At 72.6% G+C, this 12,168-nt stretch carries 10 protein-coding genes and 1 pseudogene; 7 read left to right on the top strand and 4 right to left on the bottom strand.

What is annotated here, in order from left to right; all coding sequences use genetic code 11:
- Nucleotides 1–102: 102 nt before the first annotated feature.
- The 6 genes from OP04_RS42570 (at nt 103) to OP04_RS42545 (ending at nt 4,869) form a co-directional block, all read left to right on the top strand.
- Nucleotides 103–1,356 carry a DMT family transporter gene (locus tag OP04_RS42570; protein ID WP_051799923.1) on the top strand — a complete coding sequence of 418 codons (1,254 nt, stop codon included), beginning with the start codon at nt 103–105 and terminating at the stop codon, nt 1,354–1,356.
- Nucleotides 1,357–1,521: 165 nt separating this feature from the next.
- Nucleotides 1,522–1,929, top strand: a complete 408-nt coding sequence (locus OP04_RS42565) for a PPOX class F420-dependent oxidoreductase (protein ID WP_232323946.1) — start codon at nt 1,522–1,524, stop codon at nt 1,927–1,929.
- Nucleotides 1,926–3,134 carry a bifunctional cobalt-precorrin-7 (C(5))-methyltransferase/cobalt-precorrin-6B (C(15))-methyltransferase gene (locus OP04_RS42560; protein WP_033345716.1) on the top strand — a complete coding sequence of 403 codons (1,209 nt, stop codon included), beginning with the start codon at nt 1,926–1,928 and terminating at the stop codon, nt 3,132–3,134. The genes OP04_RS42565 and OP04_RS42560 overlap by 4 nt, the downstream gene beginning before the upstream one ends.
- Nucleotides 3,131–3,874, top strand: coding sequence for a precorrin-4 C(11)-methyltransferase (cobM, locus tag OP04_RS42555; protein ID WP_033345715.1), 744 nt, complete (start codon nt 3,131–3,133; stop codon nt 3,872–3,874). Before OP04_RS42560 ends, cobM begins: the two co-directional genes overlap by 4 nt.
- A gap of 192 nt (nt 3,875–4,066) precedes the next feature.
- A complete protein-coding gene (locus OP04_RS42550; RefSeq protein ID WP_033345714.1) occupies nt 4,067–4,549 on the top strand; it encodes a hypothetical protein in 483 nt (160 codons plus the stop codon).
- 11 nt (nt 4,550–4,560) lie between these two features.
- Nucleotides 4,561–4,869: a hypothetical protein gene (locus OP04_RS42545; RefSeq protein WP_033345713.1), complete on the top strand. Its 309-nt coding sequence runs from the start codon at nt 4,561–4,563 to the stop codon at nt 4,867–4,869.
- Between the two features lie 251 nt (nt 4,870–5,120).
- On the opposite strand, the gene OP04_RS42540 is transcribed toward OP04_RS42545, so the two are convergent.
- The 3 genes from OP04_RS42540 to OP04_RS42530 form a co-directional block, all read right to left on the bottom strand.
- Entirely contained in the window at nt 5,121–7,436 is a 2,316-nt protein-coding gene (locus OP04_RS42540; protein WP_232323945.1) for a HelD family protein, read from the bottom strand.
- A 91-nt stretch (nt 7,437–7,527) separates the two neighbouring features.
- Entirely contained in the window at nt 7,528–7,908 is a 381-nt protein-coding gene (locus OP04_RS42535; protein ID WP_033345712.1) for a DnaJ family domain-containing protein, read from the bottom strand.
- Nucleotides 7,909–9,409: 1,501 nt separating this feature from the next.
- Nucleotides 9,410–10,477 carry an EstA family serine hydrolase gene (locus OP04_RS42530; protein ID WP_033345711.1) on the bottom strand — a complete coding sequence of 356 codons (1,068 nt, stop codon included), beginning with the start codon at nt 10,475–10,477 and terminating at the stop codon, nt 9,410–9,412.
- A 98-nt stretch (nt 10,478–10,575) separates the two neighbouring features.
- Between OP04_RS42530 and OP04_RS56145 the strand changes: the two are divergent.
- Nucleotides 10,576–10,944: pseudogene (locus OP04_RS56145) on the top strand (DUF6232 family protein); the annotation flags it as partial.
- A gap of 30 nt (nt 10,945–10,974) precedes the next feature.
- On the opposite strand, the gene OP04_RS42525 reads toward OP04_RS56145, so the two are convergent.
- Complete coding sequence (locus OP04_RS42525; RefSeq protein WP_232323944.1) at nt 10,975–12,144, bottom strand: cobalt-precorrin-5B (C(1))-methyltransferase; 1,170 nt, start codon at nt 12,142–12,144, stop codon at nt 10,975–10,977.
- Between the last annotated feature and the right edge of the window lie 24 nt (nt 12,145–12,168).

The following is a 12,168-nucleotide window of genomic DNA, read 5'->3' as shown; positions in this document are numbered from 1 at the left end:
CACGTGCTGTACGCAACAATCACTCGTTATCCGGACGACTGTTGCTGATCAATGGGGGATCGTTACACGCATGACGACGCATGGCCCGATCCGGCTCGCGATATGAACGCTCTGGCGATCGCCATCGCGCTCAGCATCGCGTCCGCGGGCGCCTACGCCGCGGGCGCGGTGGTCCAGGAACGGGTGGCCGCACACGGCACCGGCATCCTGGCCTCGCTCCGCATCCCCCACTGGTGGCTGTCCGTCGCGCTGAACGGCGCCGGCGCCGGCCTGCACGTCGGCGCGCTCGCGTTCGGCCCGCTCAGCATCGTCCAGCCGCTCGGCCTGCTCACGCTGGTCTTCGCACTCCCGATGGGCGCGGCCGTCATCCACCGCCGCGTCGCCGGCGTGCACTGGCGCGGCGCCGCGCTCACCATCGCCGGCCTCGGCCTGCTGGTCATCACCGCGCCGCTGGGCAGCGCCCGCGAGCTGGACTCCACCGAGATCCTCACGGTCGCCATGATCGGCGGCGCGATCGTGCTCGGCCTCACGCTGCTCGCCCGCCAGGTCACCGCGGCCGTGCCGTCCGGCCTGCTCTACGCGGTCGCGGCCGGCATCGCGTTCGCCTGCTCCTCCGCGCTCACCCAGACCGTGTCGCTCCAGGTCGCCGCGGACGGGCCGCTGGCCCTGCTGTCCACGGCCGCGTTCACGCTGGCCGCGTTCATGGCGTCCGGCGTGATGCTGTCCCAGGCTGCCTACCGCGACGGCGGCCTCGGCGCGCCGCTGGCCACGGTCTCGCTGTCCAACCCGGTCGCGTCCGCGGTCATCGGCATGCTGCTGCTGGAGGAGCGGTTCGTCGGCGGCATGACGGGCGGCGGGGTCGCGCTCACCGGCGGGGTCCTGGCCGTGGCCGGCGTCCTCCTGCTCACCCGCCCGGCCGACGACCACGGCACCGTCACCGAGACCCCGGAGACCGGCGCGAACCCGGCCGAGGCCTCGGGCGCCGCCCGCGGCACCACGTCCGGGAAGGCATCGGAGGCCGGTCCCCGCTCCGGCTCCGGCTCGCGCACCGGTTCCGGTTCCCGCTCAGGTACTGCTTCCGGCTCCGCTTCGGGCACCGGCTCCGCTCCAGGCTCCGGCCGCACGGCCACGCCGGACGCGGATCCGTCATCGGACACGCGCTCTCCGGCGGCCGGCGCCCAGGACCCGCCGGAGATCCCGCAGGCAGCCCTGACCATCCCCGGTCGCCGCCGCACCCAGATCGCGGTCGGCGAACGCGGCCTCCCCTCCTGCGCGGTCCCCGGTGGCCCTCGCCGCCGCCTGCTGCGCCCCGGCCGCGGCTTCCAGCCCCGCCCCGGACGCCGCCCCAGCACCTGATCCTCACCCCCTGCTCCACCGAGGCGTCCGCCACCCGGCGGGCGCCTCCGTTCTTTCGCAGGGCGAGCGACGGCGGGACCGGGCCGGTCACGACACCCTGCGGGATGCGTCACCGCGGTGCGGGGTTGCGGCGGGCGCGCGGGCCGGGTCTGACATCGTCATGCGGTGAGTACTGTGCAGCGCCGGCGAGGGCTGGCTGACGTCGGGGACGATTTTCGCCGGTTCTGGGCGGAGCAGCATCTGTGCACGCTCACCACGCTGCGGCCGAACGGCACGCCGCACGTCACGCCGGTCGGCGCGGTCATCAACTGGGAGACGGGCACGGCCCTGGTGCTCACGTCCGCCACCAGCCTGAAGGCCCGCAACGCGGGGTCCACGCCCACGGTCGCGCTATGCTCCGTCGACGGCCGGGACTGGTCGACCGTGGAGGGGACCGCGCGCGTCCGGGACGAGGCCGAGTTCGTGGCGGACGCGGAACGGCGCTATGCCGAGCGGTACCGGACGCCCCGGGCCAACCCGCACCGCGTGATCCTGGAGATCACGATCACGCGCGTACTGGGCAACGTCACATGACGGTCACCGTCGTCGGGATCGGCGCGGACGGCTGGGCCGGACTCGCCCCGCCCGGACGCGACGCCGTGCTCACGGCCGAGGTGCTGATCGGCAGCGCCCGCCAGCTCGACCTGATCCCGCCCGAGGCCACGGCAACGCGCCTGACCTGGCCGTCACCGCTGCTGCCCGCGCTCCCCGGGCTGCTCGACGCCCACCGGGACCGCCACCTCTGCGTGCTGGCCAGCGGCGACCCGATGTGCTTCGGCATCGGCGGCACGATCGCGCGGCTGACCGGGCCGGGCGCGCTGCGCGTGGTGCCGCACCCGTCCGCGATCTCGCTGGCGTGCGCGCGGCTCGGCTGGGCCGTCGAGGACACCGAGGTGGTCAGCGTGGTCGGCCGCCCGCTGGACACGCTGCACACCACAATCCACCCCGGCAGGCGGCTGCTCGTCCTGAGCGCCGACGGCCGCTCACCGGCCGCCGTGGCCGAGCTCTTGAGGCGACGGGGGTACGCCGGAAGCGCGCTCACCGTGCTGGAGAACCTGGCCGGCCCCACCGAGCGCCTGACCAGCACGACCGCGGCCGAGTTCCCGTCCGACGGCGGGCACGCCCCGCTCAACGTCGTCGCCGTCGAGTGCGTGGCGGGCCCGGAGGCGGCGCTGCTGCCGACCGTGCCCGGCCTGCCGGACGACGCCTACGCGCACGACGGCCAGCTGACGAAGCGCGAGATCCGGGCGATCACGCTCGCGCGTCTCGCACCGGTGCCGGGTCAGGCGCTGTGGGACGTGGGCGCCGGCGCCGGCAGCATCGCCGTCGAGTGGATGCGGGCCCACCCGGCGTGCACCGCGACCGCGATCGAGGCGGACGAGCAGCGGGCCGCGCGGCTGGCCTCGAACGCGGCGGCGCTCGGCGTACCCTCGCTGGCTGTTGTTCGTGGTCTTGCGCCGCAGGCGCTGGCGGGTCTGGCACCGCCGGACGCGATCTTCATCGGCGGCGGCGTCACCACGGACGGCATGATCGACACGTGCTGGGCCGCGCTCCGGCCGGGCGGCAGACTCGTCGCCAACGCGGTCACCATCGAGTCGGAACGCGTGGTCACGGCCGCCCGGGACGCGCTCGGCGGCGACCTGACCAGGATCGAGATCTCCCGCGCGGGCGCGGTCGGCGGGTTCACCGCGTGGCGACCGGCGCTTCCGGTCACTCAATGGACGGTGCGAAAAGCATGACGGTGCACTTCATCGGCGCGGGGCCGGGCGCCGCGGACCTGATCACCGTGCGCGGGCGCGACCTGATCGCGGCGAGCCCGGTATGCCTGTACGCGGGAAGTCTGGTGCCGCCGGAGATGCTGTCGTGGTGCCCGGCCGGCGCACGGCTCGTGGACACGGCGCGGATGTCGCTGGACGAGATCATCGCGGAGCTGGTGGCCGCGCAGGCGGCCGGACTCGACGTGGCGCGGCTGCACTCCGGGGATCCGTCGGTGTTGTCGGCGATGGCGGAGCAGATGCGGCGGCTGGACGCGGCGGGGGTGCCGTACGACGTGGTGCCCGGGGTGCCGGCCTTCGCCGCGGCGGCGGCGAGTCTGCGGCGGGAGCTGACGGTGCCGGGGGTGGCGCAGACCGTGATCCTGACGCGCACGGCGGAGCGCGCGACCGCGATGCCCCCGCGGGAACAGTTGGCCGTGCTGGGAGCGTCCGGTGGGACGCTGGTGCTGCATCTGGCCGTGCAGCGGATCGCGCGGATCGTGCCGGAGCTGGTGCCGCACTACGGGGACGGGTGCCCGGTCGCCGTGGTGGCGCGGGCGTCGCGGGCCGACGAGGAGATCCTCCGGGGGACGCTGGCGACGATCGCGGGGCAGGTGGAGGCGGCGGGGATCCGGCGGACGGCGGTGATCATCGTGGGGCCCGCGCTGACGGCGTCGGCCTTCCCGGACAGTCACCTGTATAGCGCGGATCGGTGCCGCGACTGAGTCCCCGGCCCGCCGCGACCCCCGATTCCCGGCGAATCCAGCCTCAGCCGTCACGGAGAGTTCCGATCATGGGGCGTCTTCAGGGGACTCGGTGACGTTCGGTGACTTCGCGGGGTGGCATGTTCCGGGGATTCAACGGGCGCGGGTTTCGGACAGGCTGTACGCATCTTCCCCACCGACGAGGAGCGAACGATGTCGTACGGCTACGCGCAACCCCACCAGTACACGGCGTACCCGCCGGCGCCGGTCCAGCAGCCGATGCGCCGCTCCGCCCCGCCGAGCGTGCACACGCTGGCGTTCCTGCAGTACCTCGGCGGCCTGATCCAGCTCGCCGCCGCCGTGGCCGTGGTGCTGCTGCCGACCTCGGAACTGTTCGAGACGCCCGGCCTCGCCATCAACCCGGCCCAGCTGGAGCAGGCGAGCTACGTCGTCGCCGGCATGCTCGCGATCGGCGCGCTCATCTCGTTCACGATCGGCCGCAAGCTCCAGCGCGGACGGCAGTGGGCCCGCGTCCTGGTCATGATCTTCAGCATCATCCCGGTGGTCGCCGTCGCGGCCCAGATCGCCATGACCGGCGACCCGACCAGCGCCGCCGGCCTGCTCGGCCCCGCCCTCTACCTGCTGCTGCTCAACACGCGGGCGGCGCGCTCCTGGTTCCGCTACCACACCTGGTAAACCAGGGCCCCATGACCGACCTGCTGCTGGCCGTCCTCGTCGAGATGCACGACGACGCCGTCCCCGAGGGCCACCGCTACGAGGACGGCGTGCTGGCCCTCCTCCCCCGCCACGGCGCCCGCCTGGAGCGCCGCCTCCGCACCCCCGACGGCACCACCGAACTCCAGATCATCCGCTTCACGGCCCGCGAGGGCCTGGACGCCTTCATGTCCGACCCCGACCGCCTCACCCTCCGCGCCACCATCGAGCCCCTGGCCCCCGCCGCCCGCGTCTTCGAGGTGGCCGATGTCGTGCCCCCGTCGCGGGCCGGTGGCGCCTGACGGCGGGTGACCGGCGACGGGGGGGGGCGCGTGGGGTTTCGGGAGCACGGCGGGACCGGCTCCGGCCGGCGCGCCGAAGCGGAGCGCCGGCGGAGGCTTCGGCTCGTCGGAGGTTTGCCCGCGGGAGCGTGCGGATCGCAACCAGGCTGGAAGCGGGTACATCGTGGGGTCCGGGGCTCGGGCCCCGGGGAAGCAGAGCGCCCGCGGGAGCGTGCGGACCGCAACCACGCCGGAAGCGGGAAAATCCGCTTTTAGAGGGTTTCGGGGTTTTCCGGTAGGGACGTGATCGGGGCCGGGGAGATCAGGCCGAGTGTCTGGGTGGCGCGGGTGAGCGCGACGTAGAGGTCGCCGTCGCCGCGCGGGGACTCGGCGGCGATGCGGTCCGGGTCGACGACGATGACGGTGTCGAACTCAAGGCCCTTGGATTGACGGACGGTGAGCAGTACGACCGGGCTGGTGAGGTCGGTCCGGTCGCCGGTGGCAGCCTCCGGGAGCGCGGCCGCGGCCTCCGCGTGCAGCGACGTGGGGACGATGACGCCGAGGCGGCCCTGCCCGTCCCAGGAAGAGACGGCGCTGACCAGGGCATCCAGGCCGCCGAGCGTACGCCACGGCGGGGTGCCGGTGTGACGGACCGCGCGCGGCACGGCCAGCGACGGGTTGACGCGGGCCAGGACGCCGGCGGCCAGCTCCATGATCTCGCCGGGCGTGCGGTAACTGACGGTGAGTTCGGTGAGGCGGTAGCGGCGGCCGACGTACGGGGTCAGCGCGTCGTCCCACGAGGAGGTGCCGCCGAGGTCGCCGGTCTGCGCGACGTCGCCGACGATGGTCATCGAGCGGCTCGGGCAGCGGCGCATCAGCAGGCGCCAGGCCATCGGGCTGAGCTCCTGCGCCTCGTCCACGATCACGTGGCCGAACGCCCAGGTACGGTCCGCGGCGGCTCGCTGCGCCGCGGTGAGCGCGGCGTCGAACTGCTGGCGCTCGGCCATGTCGCCGGCATCCAGCAGGTCCGTGCCCATCAGCAGCTCCGGATCGTCCTCGTCCTCGAGGTCGACGGAGCGGGACCCCATCGCGATGTCGATCGCACCCTGCGCGTACTCCAGCTGGAAGAGCCGTTCGAGCTGCGCGATGCGCTCGCGGCGGGTGTCCTCCTCCTCGCCGAGCAGCTCCGCGGCCTCGTCGAGCAGCGGCGCGTCCGCGGCACTGAACCCGCCCTCAGGCTCGCGCAGCAGCGCCTCCTGCTCGGCCAGCGTGAGCAGGCCGGACGCGGCCGCGGTCATCCGGGACAGCGAGGCGAACAGGCCGGCCACGACCTGCTGCGGCGTGAGCCGGGGCCACAGCCAGTCCAGCACGGCCAGCACCTCCGGCTCGCGGCGCAGCTCGCGGCGGATCTGGGCGAGGTCGGCCTCGTCGAAGACCATCGGGTCGCCGGGTGCGTCCTCGCCGCCGAGCGGGTCGTCCGCGAACGGGTCCGTGCCGATCTTCTCCGCCAGTTGCAGCGACAGCGCGTGGATGATCTCGGTGTCGAAGTCCGCGCGGGCCAGGTTGTGCCGTTTGCCGGTGCGCCGGACCTGGTCACGGGCCGCCCGGATGGTGTCGGGCTGCAGGAACAGCTGCGTCTCGCCCTCGACCATCAGGTCGACCGGCTGGTCCGGCACGCGCTGGCGGTCCGCGACCGCGGCCTCGATCACCTCGGCCATCACGGCCCGGCCCTTGATCTCCGCGACCTCGTCCGGCTCGGCGCGGCGGCCGCGCACGCCCGGGAACATGCCGCCGATCGTGCGCAGCAGCACGCCGGTCTCGGCCAGCGACGGGAGCACCTGGCCGATGTAGCGCAGAAACGTCGGGTTCGGCCCCAGGATCAGCACGGCCTGCTTGGAGAGCTGCTGGCGGTAGGTGTAGAGCAGGTATGCCGCGCGGTGCAGCGCCACCGCGGTCTTGCCGGTGCCCGGCCCGCCCTGCACGACCAGCGTGCCGGACAGGTCCGCACGGATGATCCGGTCCTGTTCGGCCTGGATCGTCTCGACGATGTCCTTCATCCTGCCGGTGCGGCGCGCGTCCAGCGCGGCCAGCAGCGTGGCCTCGCCGGTCAGGTCGTGCGCGCCGTCACCGGCGTCCTCCAGGTCCAGCACCTCGTCGTCCAGGGCGACAACCTCGCGCCCGGCGGTACGGATGTGCCGCCGCCGCTGCACGTCGAGCGGCCGGGCCGCGGTGGCCAGGTAGAACGGCCGGGCCGCGGGCGCGCGCCAGTCGACCAGCAGCGGCTCGTAGTCGCCGTCGTCGTCGAAGATGCCGATGCGCCCGATGTAGCGCGGCGCGTCCTCGGTGAAGTCGAGCCGGCCGAAACAGAGCCCGTTCTCCACCGCGCCGAGGACCGCGACCTGGTCGGTATACATGGTCACGGAGCTGTCCCGCTGGGATCGCTCCTGTGGGGTGCCGCCCGCCTCTTTCAGCTGCGTCGCGAGCCGCGCGGACGCCTCGGAGCGCATGTCGTCGAGCCGTCGGTGCAGGCCGTCGAGGTAGGCCTGCTCTTCCTTGATCGAGGACTTCTGCTCCACGGTACTTGACAAAACCGCCCCCTGATTGACTAATATGCAACGGGCGGCACGCCTTGTTTCGTCGTGCCCGCGCGTCGTGAGATGCCCGACGCGAAAGCCTACCCTACCGGCGCGACCACTCGCGCACGATCGCCTCGGTGTCGAGCCGCTTGATCAGCGTCGGCGGGCCGGACAGCAGACCACGGTGGTTGTCCGCGATCCGCTCGTTCAATTCGGCCACCATGCGCCGCACCTCGGGCTCGGACCGCGTGCGCGCCAGCCGCTCCGGCAGATCCTCGATGTCGCGCCGCAACATCAGCGTGGCGGGCAGGATGACGGCGGCCAGCTTCTCACGGTCGACGAGCTCCTTGACGTACCAGTCCTCGTCGTAGTCGTCGCCGTGGCCGGGCAGCGGTTTGCCGGATCCGGGAAGGTTGTCGAACTCGCCCCGCTCCAGCGCTTCACGGATCTTCTGATCAACCAGGGATTCGAAGAAGTGCGCCATCGGAAGATTTTACGTGGGCGGGCGGGGTAAGCGGAGTGGAGCCGGGGTCCGGATGTGTGGCGCGGGTCCGCCGGCGCAGCCCGGTGTTTTCTCCGGATTCGCGAAGATCTAATTCAAGATCCAGATCATTCTCCCGTTTCCGGCGTGGTTGCGGTCCGCTTGCTCCCGACGCTGTTGCCCCTTCGCGCCGATCACCGCGAGTGGGTATCGCGCCGATCACCGCGGCGGAGATGCCTGGATTGACCGCGGCTTATGGCACGCGACGAGCGCGACGAAGCCCGCGTTGTCGCCGTTCAGGAACCCGGACGCCCGATGCCGGATATTTCACCTTATAGCGCACGGGCACTGAAAGTGACCAGCATTGATCAACGGTCGCATGTACGTTATCCACGTTCTGCCGCACTTGAAGCGTGGACTACGTACATACCGTCATGATCACGACCGGAAGCCGCCACCGGCCGGATTTATATGCAGATATTTCGGGCGCGGAGCGCCCGTCCGGACCTGGCGTGCCGGACAGTTCCAGCATCGACGCGGGTGGTCGCATCGACGGGAATGGGCAACGGAGTCGCTCCGCGGGCAAACCTCCGGAGATCGGAAGACGCCGCCTGGCGCTCCGCTTCCGACCTCCGAACGGGGCCGCCTCACACAGGCAGAGAAAGAGCCGCGCCGGCCCTCCGCTTCCGGCCTCCGATCGAAACCGGACCCACACAGGCAGAGAAAGAGCCGCGCCGGCCCACGCTCCGCCCGCGTCGCATCTCCACCGGCCCACCGCGGGGGACCTGCGCGACCGTCGGGCAGGCCGCGGCGGCCTGAGCGTGAGCCGCGCCGCCCAACGGGAGCAGCGGCGGGAATCGCGGCCTTGAGCCGACCCGCGCGAACCGGCTCCGAGGGGCGGGCAAAGCGGAGCGCCGGCGAAGTCTTTGCCCGCCCCGAGGTTTGCCCGCGGGAGCAAACGGGCCGGACCACGCCGGAAGCGGGAAAATGATCTTCTAGGTTTTCGATCTCGAAGTGTTCAAGCCCGTCTTGATCAGTCGGGCACTTCGTGCCCAAAATATCATCATAAGGCGGCTGCTGGCGGGCGCGAGCCTTCCGGACAGGCAGCCCGCATGCGCGTGTGGATCATTGACGTCGACGAAATGGCGGTCGGCGAGCGGCTCTGACCGCCATGTCGTCGACGTCAATGATCCACTTATGGCGATGCGACGATCCGTCGCACATGGATAGCCCCGAGCACCCAGCGGCGACAGCGCGGACCTTCCCCCTGCGCCGGGACGCGGTCAGAGCCCGCCGCCTAGCAGCGACAGCGCGGATCCGCTGCGCCGGACCGCGGTCGGCGCCGACCGCCTGCTGCCGGCCGGACTGCGCTGGTCCGACAGGAGTGGTGCCGGGAGCGAACGGGCGGTCAGCATCGCGAGAGCAGACAAATGATCTTGACATGTGGGGAACGTGACGAAGCGCCGCCGGGACGCGGGCTCGGGCGCCCGGACCCGCCGGTGAATCAGCTGTCGAGGGCCTTCCAGGTGGCCAGGGAGAGGAGGAGGCCGCGCATGTCGCCGACGTCGCCGCCCATGTTGTTCATGACGTAGGCGAAGGCGGCGTGGCGGTCGAGGTCGACGGCGACGAACGCGCCGCCGAGGCCGCCCCAGAAGAGCGTGTTCGGCGGGAGGAAGTCGCTGCCGAGCGCGAAACCGAGTCCCCAGCGGAGCGGGATGCCGAGCATCAGGTCGGTGCCGGCGGAGTGCTGGGTGGCGGCGCGCCGGACGGCCTCGCGGGAGATGAGGTCGCGGCCGCCGTCGGCCAGGATGGCGAGGGCCTGGGCGAGCGAGCGGGCGTTGCCGTGGCCGTTGCCGGCCGGGATCTCGGCGGCACGCCAGGCACGGGTGGCGGTGATGGACGGTGGCATCGGCGGGTTGTTGGCCGTGATGTCCTGGATCTCGGTCAGTGGGACGCCCTGGAACGGCGGGTTGGCCGGCGGGATCAGCTCGGCGACGCGTGCGTCCTCGGTGGCGGGGAGTCCGATGTGGAAGTCGATGCCGTGGGGCTCCGCGATGCGCGTGCGGAAGACCGTGCCCAGGCTCTCGCCGGTGATGCGCCGGATGACCTCGCCGATCAGATATCCCTGGGTGACCGCGTGGTATCCGATGGCGGTGCCGGGTTCCCACAGCGGCTCCTGCGCGGCCAGCAGCGAGGTGCACTTCTCCCAGTCGTAGAGGTCCTCGGTGACCAATGGTGCGCGCCAGCCGGACATGCCGGACGAGTGGCTCATCACCTGGGCGAGCGTGATGTCCTGTTTCCCGTTGGCCGCGAACTCGGGCCAGTACCGGGCGACCGGGTCCTCGAAGGAGTCCACGACCAGCAGCGCGGTGAGCGCGGAGATGGTCTTGGTGGCGGAGTAGACGTTGACGATCGTGTCGCGATCCCACGGGCGGGTGCGCCCGGGATCGGCGTGGCCGCCATGGAGATCCACGACGGTCTCGCCGTCCACGATCGCACAGAACGCGGCGCCGACCTCATCGCCGCCGGCCAGGTTGTTCTCGAACATCTCGCGGACACTCTCGAAGCCCATGACCCCGGAGTATTCGCGTAACCCGGGCCGGTGTACCACCCGTTTTCCGTTTCATGTCGGGGAGGTAACGTCTTGCACAACCGGATTGAGGGATCCCGATGATCGTCTTCTTCGACGACCCCGGTGACGGGGTGCGCGTCACGGCCGACACGATCACGGCCGGCGAGCGCTCCTGGGCGCTCGGCGAGCTGGAGATGCCGCGGACCGTGCGGCCGCAGGTGCCCCGCGCGCTCCCCCGGCTCGTCGCGCTCGCGCTGCTCCTCTCGTTCGCGACGCCGGTCTCCTGGGTGGCGGCCGGATCACGCATGGCCCTGTTCGTGCTGGTGGCGGCGTTGGCGACGGGCGCCGCCGCGCTGCTGACCGCCCGCCGGCCGCGTGCGTGGGAGCTCTGGGCGGATCACCGCGGCGCCGCCGTGCTGCTGTTCACCACCACCGACGCCGGACGGTACGGCCGGGTGGCCCGCGCCCTGGTCCGCGCCGCGGACTGGCGCGTGCTGTCAGACCTCGGCCTCACCGATGACCCCGGCCTCACCGATAGCCTCGGCCGCACCGATGGCCTCGCCGTCACCGGTGGCCCCGGCCTGGCCGACGATCGTCCCGGCCCGGTCGATGACGATCACGTCGACCCGCACCGGAGCCTCGCGCAGGACGTCGAGCGCCGTGCCCCGGGCCCCGGCCGCGATCAGATCGCCTAGCGGGAACCCGGCCCGCCGGCTCTGCTGCAGCGCGTCCAGCGCCGTGTTCGCCCCCTCGATGCCGGCCGCCAGCTCCTCCGGGCCGCCCTCGTCGCGGACCAGCCGCGCCAGCGCGCCGAGGTCGACCTGGGACCGGCCGGAGTGCAGGTCGAGGTGCCCGTTCGCCAGCTTGGAGAGCTTCCCGACGCCGCCCGCGATGGTCAGCCGCGGGACCGGGTGCCGGCGCAGATACTTCAGCACCGCGCCCGCGAAGTCGCCCATGTCCAGCAGCGCGTCCTCCGGCAGCCCGTGCACCTGCGCCGCGACCCGCTCCGACGTGCTCCCGGTGCAGCCCGCCACGTGCGTGCGCCCGGCCGCCCGCGCCACGTCGATGCCGCGCCGGATGCTGTCGATCCAGGCCGAGCACGAGTACGGCACGACGATCCCGGTGGTGCCCAGGATCGACAGTCCGCCGAGGATGCCGAGCCGCGGGTTCCAGGTCTTCCGGGCCAGCTCCTCGCCGTGGTCCACCGAGATCTCGACCTCGACGTCACCCGCGTCGCCGTGCCGGGCCGCCAGCTCCGCGACCGCGGCCGTGATCATGGCGCGTGGCACCGGGTTGATCGCGGGCTCGCCGACCGCGAGCGGCAGCCCCGGCTTGGTGACCGTCCCGACGCCCGGCCCCGCCCTGAACGTCACGCCCGTGCCGGCCGCGCCGCGCCGCACCGTGGACCGGATCAGCGCGCCGTGCGTGACGTCCGGGTCGTCGCCCGCGTCCTTGACCACGCCGGCCAGCGCCCAGTCCCCCGCGAGTTCCTCACGGGCGAGCGCGAACGCCGGCCGCTGCCCCTTCGGGAGCGTGATCGTGACCGGGTCCGGGAAGTCGCCGGTGAGCAGCGCCTCGTACGCCGCGGTCGTGGCCGCCGTCGCACACGCGCCGGTCGTCCACCCGAACCGCAGCTTCCCCTTCTCCGGACCGCCTGCCGATGTCACGCTGACCAGCATGCCCGTTGACGC

The organism is Catenuloplanes japonicus, assembly GCF_000717135.1.
Taxonomy (GTDB): Bacteria; Actinomycetota; Actinomycetes; order Mycobacteriales; family Micromonosporaceae; genus Catenuloplanes; species Catenuloplanes japonicus.
The sequence above is the reverse complement of the archived record's forward strand: the minus strand, read 5'-3'. Positions and strand labels throughout refer to the sequence as shown.